This is a genomic window from Streptomyces sp. SAS_281 (assembly GCF_052542855.1).
In genome coordinates this window covers 1-13,095 of the sequence record NZ_JBMNDO010000168.1, presented here as the reverse complement: position 1 = coordinate 13,095, position 13,095 = coordinate 1, and the positions used below count along the sequence as shown (strand labels likewise).

9 protein-coding genes are annotated in these 13,095 nt (G+C 71.1%); 6 read left to right on the top strand and 3 right to left on the bottom strand.

Annotated features, from left to right (window positions below):
• On the bottom strand, positions 1–2,280 hold a 2,280-nt coding region (locus ACN6LM_RS35550; protein ID WP_445069558.1), incomplete at its 3' end, for an exo-beta-d-1,3/1,6-glucosidase.
• 159 nt (positions 2,281–2,439) lie between these two features.
• Here ACN6LM_RS35550 and ACN6LM_RS35545 point away from each other — a divergent pair.
• A complete protein-coding gene (locus ACN6LM_RS35545; protein ID WP_445069557.1) occupies positions 2,440–3,039 on the top strand; it encodes a TetR/AcrR family transcriptional regulator in 600 nt (199 codons plus the stop codon).
• Between the two features lie 230 nt (positions 3,040–3,269).
• Positions 3,270–6,266 (top strand): carbohydrate binding domain-containing protein, encoded by a 2,997-nt coding sequence (locus ACN6LM_RS35540; protein WP_445069556.1) that lies wholly within the window; start codon positions 3,270–3,272, stop codon positions 6,264–6,266.
• Positions 6,267–6,323: 57 nt separating this feature from the next.
• Here the strand turns inward: ACN6LM_RS35540 and ACN6LM_RS35535 are convergent, their stop codons facing one another.
• Entirely contained in the window at positions 6,324–7,226 is a 903-nt protein-coding gene (locus tag ACN6LM_RS35535; RefSeq protein ID WP_445069555.1) for a carbohydrate kinase family protein, read from the bottom strand.
• Between the two features lie 128 nt (positions 7,227–7,354).
• Between ACN6LM_RS35535 and ACN6LM_RS35530 the strand changes: the two genes are divergently transcribed.
• Entirely contained in the window at positions 7,355–7,816 is a 462-nt protein-coding gene (locus ACN6LM_RS35530) for a hypothetical protein (protein ID WP_445069554.1), read from the top strand.
• A gap of 13 nt (positions 7,817–7,829) precedes the next feature.
• On the opposite strand, the gene ACN6LM_RS35525 is transcribed toward ACN6LM_RS35530, so the two are convergent.
• A complete protein-coding gene (locus ACN6LM_RS35525) occupies positions 7,830–9,887 on the bottom strand; it encodes a SpoIIE family protein phosphatase (protein WP_445069559.1) in 2,058 nt (685 codons plus the stop codon).
• Between the two features lie 220 nt (positions 9,888–10,107).
• Between ACN6LM_RS35525 and ACN6LM_RS35520 the strand changes: the two genes are divergently transcribed.
• The 3 genes from ACN6LM_RS35520 to ACN6LM_RS35510 all read left to right on the top strand — a co-directional run bounded on the left by ACN6LM_RS35520 (position 10,108) and on the right by ACN6LM_RS35510 (position 13,019).
• A complete protein-coding gene (locus tag ACN6LM_RS35520; protein ID WP_425815167.1) occupies positions 10,108–10,362 on the top strand; it encodes a WhiB family transcriptional regulator in 255 nt (84 codons plus the stop codon).
• Between the two features lie 22 nt (positions 10,363–10,384).
• Complete coding sequence (locus ACN6LM_RS35515) at positions 10,385–10,690, top strand: YkvA family protein (RefSeq protein WP_445069553.1); 306 nt, start codon at positions 10,385–10,387, stop codon at positions 10,688–10,690.
• A gap of 151 nt (positions 10,691–10,841) precedes the next feature.
• Positions 10,842–13,019: a discoidin domain-containing protein gene (locus ACN6LM_RS35510; protein ID WP_445069552.1), complete on the top strand. Its 2,178-nt coding sequence runs from the start codon at positions 10,842–10,844 to the stop codon at positions 13,017–13,019.
• Positions 13,020–13,095: the final 76 nt, after the last annotated feature.

The window sequence follows — 13,095 nt, the reverse complement described above, 5'->3', positions numbered from 1 at the left end:
CCCCCCCCCCCCCCCCCCCCCCCCCCCCCCCCCCCACCCCGGACCGACGAGCAGCTCGAAGGCCCCCGGTTCCACGACCCGCAGGCCCTCGGCGTCCACCAGGGCGCACGCGGCGACCGGCAGTTCGATCGTCACCTCGCGCGACTCGCCCGGAGCCAGCCGGATCTGCCGGTAGGTCTTCAGCTCCTTCTCCGCCCACGTCACGGAGGTCACCAGGTCGCTCACGTACGCCTGGACGGTCTCCAGCGCGGGACGCCCGCCGGTGTTGCTCACCGTGACGCGCGCCCGCAGCGTGTCGCCCGCGCCCAGGACGTCGGTCAGCACCTCCAGGCCCGTGTAGGCGACGGTCGTGTAGCTCAGGCCCTCGCCGAAGGCGAACGCGGGCCGCTGGGTCAGGTCCGCGTACCGCGCACCGTGCTGGCCGCGCAGCTGGTTGTAGTACGTGGGCTGCTGCCCGGCATGGCGCGCGAAGGACACGGGCAGCCGCCCGGACGGCTCGACGAGCCCGAGAACCAGCTCGGCCACCGCGCGGCCGCCCTGCATGCCCGGGTTGAAGGCGTACACGATCGCCGACGCGCGGTACGCGGACGGCGGCAGCACCAGCGGCTTCGAGGCGATGACGACCACGGTGAACGGCTTGCCCGTCGCGGCGAGCGCGTCCAGCAGCGCGATCTGGCCGCCGATCAGCTCCAGGGTCGCGGTCGAGCGCCCCTCACCGATCAGCTCGATGCGGTCGCCCACCACGGCGACGACATGGTCGGCGGCCTCGGCCGCGGCAACCGCCTCCGCGATCAGGTCGCCGGACGGTTCGCACGGGACGACGATCTCGGGGCGCGGCTGGCCGTCCGGGAAGAAGGCCCCCTCCGGGTCGGGGCCCACCGTCAGGATGTCGGCGCCGCGCGCGTGGGTGACGGTCCAGCCGGCGGGCACATGCTCCCGGAAGCCGTCCAGGACGGTACGGATCATGGCGCGCGGATGGCCGTCCGGCAGCCAGTCCGCCTGGCCGGAGGAGCCCGCCCAGTCCCCGAGCTGAGTCTGCGCGTCATCGGCGTTGGGACCGATCACGGCGACCGTACGCGGTGCCGCGCCGGCGTCCGCGACCGCCCGCCCGTCCGCCCCGGCCTCGAAGCCGCCGTCCAGGGGCAGGGTGCCGTCGTTGGACAGCAGCACCAGCGAGCGGCGGGCCGCCTCCAGGTTCAGCTCGGCGTGCCCGGCGCTGCCGATGACCGCCTGCTGCCGGTCCCGGTCGGGGTGGCGCGGGTTCTCGAAGAGGCCCAGTTCGAACTTGAGCGTGAGGATGCGCGCGACCGCCGCGTCGATGTCCGCCTCGGCGAGCCGGCCGGCCGCCACGGCTTGCTGCGCCCCCTCGAAGAAGTCGGGCGTGGTCATCACCATGTCGTTGCCCGCCCGGACCGCGGCGGCCGCCGCCTGGGTGTGGTCGGCGTACACCTTCTGCTCCCACACCATGCGCCCGACGTTGTCCCAGTCGGTCACCAGCGTGCCGGTGTAGCCCCACTCGCCGCGCAGCACCTCGTTGAGCAGCCAGTTGTTGACGGTGACGGGGACGCCGTCCATCGACTGGTAACCCAGCATGAACGTACGGCAGCCCTCCTTGGCGACCCGCTCGAACGGCGGCAGGAACCAGGAGCGCAGCTTGCGGCGCGAGATGTCGGCCTCGCTCGCGTCCCGGCCGCCCTGGGTCTCGGAGTAGCCCGCGAAGTGCTTGGCGCACGCCAGGATCGCCGTAGGGTCGTCCAGCCCCTCACCCTGGTAGCCGCGCACCATCGCCGACGCCAGTTCGCCGATGAGGAAGGGGTCCTCGCCGAACGTCTCGCTGACCCGCCCCCAGCGCAGGTCCCGGGTGATGCACAGCACCGGCGAGAACGTCCAGTGCACCCCGGTCGCGGCCACCTCGACGGCGGTCGCCCGCGCCACGCGCTCCAGCAGCTCCGGGTCCCAGCTCGCGGCCATCCCGAGCTGCGTCGGGAAGATGGTGGCGCCCTCCCAGAAGGAGTGCCCGTGGATGCAGTCCTCGGCGACCAGGAGCGGGATGCCCAGCCGGGTCCGGCGGGTCAGCTCGGCGGCCTCCAGGACGCGTTCGGGCGAGGCGTGCAGGATGGAGCCCGCGTGCATCTCCTCGATGTGCTGCCGTACCCCGTCCTTGGCGTTCAGCTGGAGCATCTGGCCGACCTTCTCGGGCAGCGTCATCCGGCCCAGCAGATCGGAGACGCGCTCCGGAATGGACAGGCGGGGGTCGAGATAGGGCAGGGAGGAGCCCACGGGCTTTCCTTTCACGACGTCGGCGACGTTCTCATCGGACGGTATGCGGAGGCTGTGCGCTCCGGGGACCACCGTACGCCGAATACCGACCTAGTGGTAAGTAAGTAGGATGCGAACATGTGCGGCGAGGGCTGCCGAGACGACCGGGGAGCGTGCCGAGTGACCGGCGACGAGCGGCGTGGATACGCGAAGGGCCGGGCGAAACGCGGGCAAATCCTCGACCAGGCCATGGCCATGTTCGGTGAGGCCGGCTACCGGGGCGCCTCGCTGCGGGTGATCGCCACCCGCTGCGGCATCTCGCATCCCGGACTGCTGCACCACTTCCCGACCAAGGAATCCCTGCTGCTCGCCGTCCTCGAACACCGCGACGCCGTGGATGGCCAGTGGCTGGAGGCGGGCCGCCCCACCGGCGTCGACCGGCTGCGCCGGCTGGTCGGACTCGCGGCGCTCAACGCGGAGCGGCGCGGCATAGTCGAGCTGTTCTGCGTGCTGTCCGCCGAGGCCACCTCCGCCGACCACCCGGCCCACTCCTACTTCGTGGAGCGCTACCGGTGCTCGGTCCTGTCCACAGCGGTCTCGTACACCGAGGCACGCGAGAAGGGCGTGCTGCGCGAGGACATCGACCCGCGCGAGGCGGCACAGCAGCTCATCGCACTGATGGACGGACTGCAGATCCAATGGCTGCTCGGCGACGGCGCGACCGATATGGCCGGGGTCCTGCACGCGCATGTGCAGGCGCAGTTGACGGTGCCGTTCTGAGCCGACGCGGCGGGCGCCGCGAGAGGCGGCGCCTCCACACCTCTTTACGGGCTTGTCATGTGCCGGTAACTTCCCTGCTGCAAGAGATTGCAGCAATATTCCGGCTTGATTTACAAGCTCGCTCGGACCTTGAGGCGCGTCAGGGTCTCCGGCGGGATCGCGCGGGCCCCACCTCCCGCGCATCGGACGCCACGGCTTCGCCGCCGTCGTGGCCCTTCCCTGGAGACACCATGAAACGCAACGCCCACCGGCTGCTGAGACGCACCCTGGCGTCCGCCGCTGCCGCCGCCGCGGTGTGCGGGCTGCTCACCGCGCTGCCGGACACCGGCCTCGACGCGCGGCCCGTCGCCGCCGCCGACGCGACGACCACCGTCTTCTACTACACCAAGACGAAGAACTGGGCCGCCTACAACCTGCACTACGCCCCCGACGGCGGCGCGTGGACGACCGTGCCGGGAGTGGCCATGGACGCCGCCTGCACCGACTGGGTCAAGAAGACCGTCCCGCTCGCCGGAGCCGAGGGCATCCAGGCGACCTTCAACAACGGCTCGGGGGTCTGGGACAACAACGGAGGCAAGAACTACGACCTGGGCAGCGGCAACATCACCGTCAAGGACGGGGTCGTCGCCCACAGCGACCCGTGCGCGGACAGCGGTGATCCCGGCCCGAGCCCCACTCCGACCGCTGCGGCGCACACCGCGTCGGTGTACTACTCCACCGCCACCGTCGGCTGGACGACCACCAATCTGCACTACCGGCCCGCCGGAGGTTCCTGGACCGCCGTGCCCGGCGTCGGCATGGAACCGGCCTGCACCGGCTGGGTGAAGAGGACGGTCGACCTCGGCGCCGCGACCTCCATGAAGGCCGCGTTCAACAACGGCAACGGCGTCTGGGACAACAACAACGGCGGCGACTACACGATCCCGGCCGGCCTCAGCACCGTGAAGGACCGCGCGGTCGTCGAGGACGCCGCGGACCCGTGCGCCGCCGCACCCGCCGACACCGAGGCGCCCACCGCGCCCTCGGCGGTCACGGCGAAGGCCGACGGTGTCGCGGTCGTACTCGGCTGGGAACCCTCCACGGACAACACCGGGGTGACCCGCTACCAGGTCACCCGCACGGGCGGCACGAAGGGCGGCGTCGTCACCGATGTGACCTCCACCGTGCTCTCCGAATCCGGGCTGGAGGAACACACCACCTACACCTACACCGTCAAGGCGGTCGACGCGGCGGGCAACGCCTCCGCCGCCTCCGCGCCCGCCGAGGCGACCACGGGCGACAAACCGCCCGCGGCGGCCCAGGGCACACCCCTCGGCACCGACCCCCGCAAGGACCCGATCTACTTCGTCCTCACCGCCCGCTTCAACGACGGCGACGCGAGCAACAACCGGGGCGGCAGCCAGGACGTGAAGTCCGGCAACGCGGCCAACGACGACCCCATGTTCCGAGGGGACTTCAAGGGCCTGGTCAACAAGCTGGACTACATCAAGGGGCTCGGCTTCTCGGCGATCTGGATCACCCCGGTCGTCCTGAACCGCTCCGACTACGACTACCACGGCTACCACGGATACGACTTCTACAAGGTCGACCCCCGCCTGGAGTCCGCCGGAGCCTCCTACCAGGACCTCATCAACGCCGCCCACGCCAAGGGCATCAAGATCTACCAGGACGTCGTCTACAACCACTCCTCGCGCTGGGGCGCCAAGGGCCTGTTCACGCCGACCGTCTACGGCGTCCGTGACACGCAGTGGAGCTGGTACTACGAGGAGCGGAACGAGGGCTTCGAGTACGACGGACTCACCGTCGAACCCAAGAGCGGCAAGTCCTACTACAACGGCGACATGTGGTCCACGGCCGAACCCGCGGGCAACACGTGTCTCAACTGGGGCAAGCCGACCGGCGGCAAGTCCGCCGAGGGCTACACCGTCTACAACTGCCAGTGGCCCAACCCCACATCCGGGATGTTCCCGAAGGAGTACTACCACGCCTGCTGGCTCGGCAACTGGGAGGGCGAGGACTCCCGCTCCTGCTGGCTCCACGAGGACCTGGCCGACTTCAACACCGAGTCCGCACCGGTGCAGAACTACCTGATCGGCGCCTACGACAAGTACATCGACATGGGCGTGGACGGCTTCCGCATCGACACCGCGGTGCACATCCCGCGCACCACCTGGAACCGCCGCTTCCTGCCCGCGATCCAGGAGCGGGTCACCCAGCGGTTCGGCGCCGAGGCCGCGAAGAACTTCCTCGTCTTCGGCGAGGTCGGCGCCTTCGTCAACGACAAGTGGAACCGCGGCTCGGTCAACCACTCGGCGCAGTTCTTCACCTGGAAGGAACGCAAGGAGTACGACGCCGACGACACCAAGGCCGCCCTGGAGATGTACGAGTACGAGGAGAAGCTCGGCACCGGCAACCAGCCGACCTCCACCAACGCCTTCCTCGACGGGAACAGCTATCACACCCCGGACCACAGCCAGTTCTCCGGCATGAACATCATCGACATGCGCATGCACATGAACTTCGGTGACGCCACCAACGCGTTCAACAACGGCAAGGACTCCGACGACTCCACCAACGACGCCACCTACAACGTCGTCTACGTCGACAGCCACGACTACGGGCCCAACAAGAGCAGCGAGCGCTACGCGGGAGGCACCGACGCCTGGGCCGAGAACATGTCGCTGATGTGGACGTTCCGCGGCATCCCCACCCTCTACTACGGATCGGAGATCGAGTTCCAGGCCGGCAAGAAGATCGACTGCGGCCCCACCTGCCCCCTGGCCACCACCGGCCGCGCCTACTACGGCGACCACCTCGCGGGCAGCGTCACCGCCTCGGAGTTCTCGCAGGTCGACTCCGCGTCCGGTGAGGTCGCCAACACCCTCGCCCAGCCCCTGGTCAAGCACCTCCAGCGGCTCAACCTGATCCGCCGGGCCGTGCCCGCCCTCCAGATGGGCCAGTACTCCACCGAGGGCATCAGCGGCCAGATGGCGTACAAGCGCCGCTACACCAGCGGATCGGCCGACAGCTTCGCCCTGGTCACCGTCACGGGCGGCGCCTCGTACACCGGCATCCCCAACGGCACCTACAAGGACGCCGTCACCGGTGACACCCGGGTCGTCACCGACGGAAAGCTCACCGTCGACGCCCCGGGCAAGGGCAACATGCGCGTGTACGTGCTGAACGGCCCAGGAAAGATCGGCGCCGCGGGCCCCTACCTGAAGTGACCCGTACGCGCAGGTGCCCCGGGGCCCGGGGCACCTGCGCCTCATGCACGGCCCTCCCTACGTGCCCAGCAGCTCCGCCCGGCCGATCATGGCCGTCGAGCCCGGAGCCGTACACGCGAAGGCACCCGCCACCGCCCCCAGCCGGGCGCACTCCGACGGCTCACGCCCGTCCAGCCTGCCGTACAGGAAGCCGGTGACGAACGCGTCGCCCGCCCCGTTGCTGTCGACCACGGGCGCCGGCGGCGCGACCGCCGCGATGTGCACCGGTTCGTCGCCGCCGTCACGGGTGAGGAGGTACGAGCCCTCCGCGCCCGCCGTGGCCACCACCGTCGTGGCCCGGCCCTCGCGCAGGATCTCCCGCATCAGCGCGGGCGCGCGCTTCCCGGCCGCCGCCGCGCTGAAGAAGACCAGATCGGACCGGAGGGCGAACTCCCGCTGGTGGTCGCTGCGTCCGTCCCAGTCGTGCAGATCCGTGGAGACCGGCAGCCCCAGCGCCTCGATGTCGTCGTACAGGAACCGGGTGAAGTCCGTGATCGACAGATGGACATGGCGCGCCCGCCGCAACCGGGGCAGATAGAACTCCCGCGGCATCCGCAGGTCCTCCGGGTCCCGGGCGTCGTAGAACGACATCCGCCGGCCCGTCGCGTCCACCAGGTTCACCGCCCGCCGCGTCCCGGCCGGGGAGATCACCGCGTGGAACTCCACGTCACCCTTCGCCAGCCGCTCGCGCACCTGCGCACCGATCCAGTCGTCGCCGACGCAGTCGAGGAACACCACGTCGAGCCCCAGCGCACGGGCGCCGAGCGCCACGTTCCCGCCGGTCTGGCCGGGCCACTCCCGGATCGGGCCGACCATCACCGAGTCGGCCAGGGGGACCGGCAGGGCGTCGACGCGGACGATCGTGTCCACCCCGCTGCCGCCGACCACCACGATGTCGTATTCCGTTGGCTGTTGGACCACTGAGCCCCCTCTCGCGTACCCGCCGCGCCCAGTATCGCCCACCGGTCCGCCCGCTCGACGCGCGCCCGGGACCCCCGCTGGCTAGGCTCGACCGGGGGCCGACAACCTGTTCCATGGAGGCTCACGCCATGATGCTGTTGCCCGAACCGCGCGATATCCCGCCGCGCCTCGCCACCGGCGCGTTCATCCTCAACTCCGGCCTCGGCAAGCTCAAGGCCGACGAGGGGACCGCCCAGGGGCTGCACGGTATGGCCAGCAACGCCTATCCGTTCCTCGGCAAGCTGGAACCCGCCCGGTTCACCCGGTTGCTCGCCTATTCCGAGATCGCGGTCGGCGTCACCCTGCTGGCGCCCTTCGTACCGACCCGGCTCGCCGGGCTGCTCCTCACCGGGTTCTCCGGGGGGCTCTTCGGCCTCTATCTGCGGACCCCCGGCATGCGGGAGCCCGGCAGCATCCGGCCTACGCAGGACGGCATCGCGCTCGCCAAGGACTCCTGGATGCTGGGCATCGGCCTGGGCTTCCTCGGCGCCGGCGGCAACCGCGTCCGCGCCAGCGCGAAGTGCCGCACCCGGCGCAGGTGCGCGCACTGACCCCACGCCGCCGTCACGTGTGGACCCGGGCCATCAGCAGCGCCACGTCGTCGTGGCCGTCCGGGTCCCGCAGCTCCCGCAGCAGCCGGTCGCACGTCGCGTCGAGCGAGGCGTCCGGGGTACGGAGCAGCCCCAGCAGTGTCTCCAGGCGGCTGTCGATGTCGTCCTCCCGGGTCTCCACCAGACCGTCCGTGTACAGCACCAGCCGGTCGCCCGGGCCGAGCGGAACCGTGACATCGCTGAACGGCACCCCGCCCACCCCCAAGGGCACCCCGGCCGGGAGATCCAGCAGCACCGGCTCACCGCCCTCCGGGATCAGCACCGGCGGCAGATGCCCCGCCGTGGACACCCGGCACCGCCCGGCACCCGGGTCGTACACCGCGTAGACACAGGTCGCGAACCACGGGTCCAGGCCGGCGGTGATCTCGTCCAGGTGCCCCAGCACCTCGGCGGGTTCCAGGGAGAGCCGCGACAGCGTCTGGGTGGCGGTGCGCAGCCGCCCCATCGTGGTGGCCGCGTTGATCCCGCTGCCCATCACGTCGCCCACCACCAGGGCGGTCCCGCCGTCGCGCAGCCCGATCACGTCGAACCAGTCCCCGCCGACCTCATAGCGCGAGGCGGCCGGCCGGTAACGGGACACCACGTCGAGGCCCGCCGGGTCGTCATGGTTGCGCGGCAGCATGCTGCGCTGAAGCGTCAGCGCGGTCTCCTGCTGCTGGCGGTAGAGGCGGGCGTTGTCGATGGAGACCGCGGCCCGGGCCGCCAGCTCGGCGGCCAGCGCCTCGTCCTCCGCCGTGAACGGCAGCGGGTTGTCCGTCCGGATCAGGTCGATCGCCCCCAGCACCTCGCCCCGCGCGATCAGCGGCACCGCCAGGTACGAGTGCGCGCCCGCCTCGGCCAGCAGGGCGGCCGACTGCTCGTCGCGGGCCACCCGGGCCAGCTTCTCCGCGTCGAGATACGGCTCCCGCACCGGCCGCGCCGTCCGCACACATCGGGTGACGAGGCGGTCGGCGCCGTAGCGGGCGGCCCGGCCCGGTGGGTCGGCCGCCTCCACCACGGGCGTCGGCCGGGCGGCGACGACGGCGAGGGCCCGGATGAGGAGCGGGCCGTCGGAAGGCCCGGGGCGCCCCTTCAGGACGCTGTCCAGTACGTCCACCGCGGCGACGTCGGCGAGCTGCGGCACGGTGACCTCGGCCAGCTCCAGGGCCGTCTGCTCCAGGTCGAGCGTGGTGCCGATGCGCACCGAGGCGTCGGCGATCAGCGCGAGGTGCTGCCGGGCCCGCTCCGCCTCGGCCGCCGCGCGGTAGCGGTCGGTGACATCGATCAGCGATGCGGCGATGCCCAGCACCCGCCCCGCGGAGTCGTCCAGCCGGTACAGCGACACCGACCAGGCGCGGTCGCTGTCCGGCGCGGTGGGGGAGCGCCCGACCACCTGGCGCGACACCTGCGGCACACCGCTGTCCAGGACCTCCCGCGCCGCCGCCTCCAGACCGTCCGGGCCCAGGAACGACAGCGCCTCGGCCATCGGCCGCCCCAGGTGCTCCGCGGCGCTCACGCCGTCCATCCGTTCCAGCGCGGCGTTGGCGGACAGGAAGCGCAGCTCGGGGTCCAGCACCGCGAGGCCGATCGGCGACTGGTCGACCAGGCCCACCGACAGCGCGAGATCCCGCTCCACCCGGCGCAGCACCTCCCCGTCGGCCGCCAGCCCCAGCGCGTAGAAGTCACCCCGGTCGTCCTGCAACCGCATGTTCCGGAACTCCAGCAGCCGGGTGGTGCCGTCCTTGTGCCGTACGGGGAAGACCCCGGCCCATGCCTCGCCGCTCCCCATCACCTGGCCGAAGAGGCGGAGCACCAGCTCGAAGTCCTCCTCGTCGACCAGCACCCGGGCGGCGAACTCGCCCAGCGCCTCCTCCGCGGAATACCCCAGCAGCCGTTCGGCCTGCGGGCTCCACAGGACGATGCGGCCCTGGGTGTCCAGGACGAGCGCGGCCACCCCGAGGACGTCGAGCAGACCGCTCTCGGACGCCCGGCGCGCGCCCGCCCGGTGGGCCTCGCCCCAGCCGATCCGCATGTCATCAGTGCCGCCCACGGACGATCCTTCCCAGCCGTCACCGTGCCCGACGCAGGCCCGCCGTCTCCCATGATCGCCCCTGAGCCGCCGCCCCCGCAGCTTCGGGGGAACGTGAAGAGGACGCGAAGGAAGGGCCATGGGGGTTTCGGGGGCGAAATGCCGGTCACCCGCAGCGTACCGAGGCAAACGCGACGCACACGACCGTCAGGAGTGAGAGTCCATGGAGAACTGGCGCATGCACGCGGCCTGCCGCGACGAGGACCCGGACCTGTTCTTCCCCATCGGAAGCAGTGGCCCGGCGCTCGTCCAGGTCGAGGAAGCCAAAGCGGTGTGCCGACGCTGCCCCGTACAGCAGGAATGCCTGCGGTGGGCCCTGGAGAACAACCAGGACGCCGGGGTGTGGGGTGGTCTCGGGGAGAACGAGCGGCGCGCCCTGAAGCGCCGCACCCGGCACCGGACGCACCGCTCCGGATAAGTCGGACAAGGCAGGATGAAGCATGGACACCAAGACATGGATCATCGTCGGCGCGGTACTCGGCCTGCTCATGCTGGTCGTCGCCGGCGTCCTCCTGGTACGGGTCCTGAAGGCCAGGAAACTACTGGCCGAGGCTGGTGTCCCGCTGCACAACAAGGCGCTGGTCTGGGCGGCGGTGCTGTACACCGTGTCGCCGGTCGACCTGCTGCCGGACCCGGTCTACCTCGATGACATCGGGTTCCTCCTGCTGGCCCTGCGCTCGCTGCACAGCGCGGCGCGGGCCGCAGGGGTCGGCGGGCGGCAGGAGCGGCCTGCCCAGACCAAGTAGAACCTCGTTCCTTAGCGCTCCGCGCACCTTCCGCCGAACCCGGCGCGTTCTGATCGTTGACAGCTGGACGAGTACACGTCACTCTCCTGGGAGAGCGCTCTCCCAACCCGCCGCGGGATCCCCGTCCCGCACTCTTCCGCCAGGAGAGAATGTGCACAGAGCCGGTTCAGCCCTGCCCGCGAGACCCCGCGCGGGCACGCTGCTGATCACCCTTCTCGCCCTCGTCGCCTCGTCGCTGGTCATGCTGACCGCGTCCGGCGCCCGGGCCGCGGAATCCCTGCTGTCGCAGGGGAAGACCGCCACCGCTTCCTCGTCGGAGGGCGCCGGCTACGCGGCCTCGGCCGCCGTGGACGGCAACCTCACCGGCACCCGCTGGGCCAGCGCGTGGAGCGACCCGCAGTGGCTCCAGGTGGACCTGGGCGCCGCCGCCGACCTCAGCAGGGTCGTTCTGACCTGGGAGTCCGCCTTCGGCAAGGCGTACGAGATCCAGGCGTCCGACAACGGATCCGACTGGCGCACCCTGAAGACCGTCACCAACGGCGACGGCGGTACCGACGACCTCGCGGTCAGCGGTTCCGGCCGCTACGTCAGGATGCAGGGCACCGCCCGCGCCGGCGGCTACGGCTACTCCCTGTGGGAGTTCCAGGTGTACGGCACCACGGGCTCCGGCAACCCGGACCCCGGCACCGGCGGAGCCGTCCGCGTCACCGGTTCGCAGGGCAACTGGCAGCTCACCGTCGGCGGCAAGCCGTACCAGGTGAAGGGCCTGACCTGGGGCCCGTCCGTCAACGACGCGGCGCGCTACATGCCCGACCTGAAGTCCATGGGCGTCAACACCATCCGGACCTGGGGCACCGACGGCACCTCCAAGCCGCTGCTCGACGCGGCGGCGGCCAACGGCATCCGCGTGGTCAGCGGTTTCTGGCTGCAGCCCGGCGGCGGTCCGGGCGCGGGCGGCTGCGTCAACTACCTGACCGACGACGCCTACAAGTCCTCGTCGCTCACCGAGTTCGCCAAGTGGGTGGACACGTACAAGAGCCACCCCGGTGTGCTCATGTGGAACGTCGGCAACGAGTCGGTGCTCGGGCTGCAGAACTGCTACAGCGGTGACGAGCTGGAGAAGCAGCGCAACGCGTACACCAGCTTCGTCAACGACGTCGCGAAGAAGATCCACACCATCGACCCGGACCACCCGGTGACGTCCACCGACGCCTGGACCGGTGCCTGGCCCTACTACAAGCGCAATGCCCCCGACCTCGACCTGTACTCGATGAACTCCTACGGAGACATCTGCGGGGTCCGCACCGCCTGGGAGGCCGGCGGCTACACCAAGCCCTACATCATCACCGAGGGCGGCCCGGCCGGTGAGTGGGAGGTGCCGGACGACGCTAACGGGATCCCCGACGAGCCCACCGACGTGCAGAAGGCCGAGGGTTACACCAAGGCGTGGAACTGCGTCACCGCCCACCAGGGTGTCGCACTGGGCGCCACCTTCTTCCACTACGGCACCGAGCACGACTTCGGCGGCGTCTGGTTCAACGTGGTGCCGGACGGCAAGAAGCGGCTCTCGTACTACGCCCTGAAGAAGGCGTACAGCGGCTCCACCGCCGGTGACAACACCCCGCCCGTCATCAGCAACATGACGGTGCAGAACGCCGGAGGGGCGCCCGCGGGCAAGGAGTTCACCGTCCGCGCCGACATCCGCGACCCGGACAACGACCCGGTCACGTACAAGATCTACCTGAGCGGCAACTACGCGACCGGTGACAAGGCCCTGGTGGAGGCCACCTGGCGGTCCACCGGCAACGGCACCTTCGCGGTGACCGCGCCCGCGCGGCTCGGGGTGTGGAAGGTGTACATCCAGGCCGAGGACGGGCACGGCAACGCCGGCATCGAGACCAAGTCGGTGAAGGTCGTGGTGCCCCCGGTCAGCGGCACCAACGTCGCGCTCGGCCGCCCCGCGACCGCCACCTCCGCCCAGGCCGGCAGCAGCGGCTGCCCCTGCACCGCGGCGATGGCGACCGACGGACGGCTGGACACCCGGTGGGCCAGCGACTGGAGCGACCCTCAGTCCATCCAGGTCGACCTGGGCGAGCGGAAGTCGTTCCGCCACCTCCAGCTGGTGTGGGACCCGGCGTACGCCAAGTCCTACGAGGTGCTGGTCTCGGACGACGGCAACTCCTGGCGGTCGGTGTACACCACGACCACCGGGAACGGTGACGCCGACGACCTCGACATCGCGCAGACCGCCCGCTATGTGAAGCTCAACCTCACCCAGCGGGGCACGGCATGGGGCTACTCCCTCTGGGAGTTCGGCATCTACAGCTGACGACCGGGGGGGGGGGGGGGGGGGGGGGGGGGGGGGGGGGGGGGGGGGGGGGGGGGGGGGGGGGGGGGGGGGGGGG

Excerpts from the sequence above, each read along its gene's own strand:
- ACN6LM_RS35525 (WP_445069559.1), bottom strand. The coding sequence starts at position 9,887 with ATGCGGATCGGCTGGGGCGAGGCCCACCGGGCGGGCGCGCGCCGGGCG.
- ACN6LM_RS35520 (WP_425815167.1), top strand. The coding sequence starts at position 10,108 with ATGGAGAACTGGCGCATGCACGCGGCCTGCCGCGACGAGGACCCGGAC.
- ACN6LM_RS35530 (WP_445069554.1), top strand. The coding sequence starts at position 7,355 with ATGATGCTGTTGCCCGAACCGCGCGATATCCCGCCGCGCCTCGCCACC.
- ACN6LM_RS35515 (WP_445069553.1), top strand. The coding sequence starts at position 10,385 with ATGGACACCAAGACATGGATCATCGTCGGCGCGGTACTCGGCCTGCTC.
- ACN6LM_RS35540 (WP_445069556.1), top strand. The coding sequence starts at position 3,270 with ATGAAACGCAACGCCCACCGGCTGCTGAGACGCACCCTGGCGTCCGCC.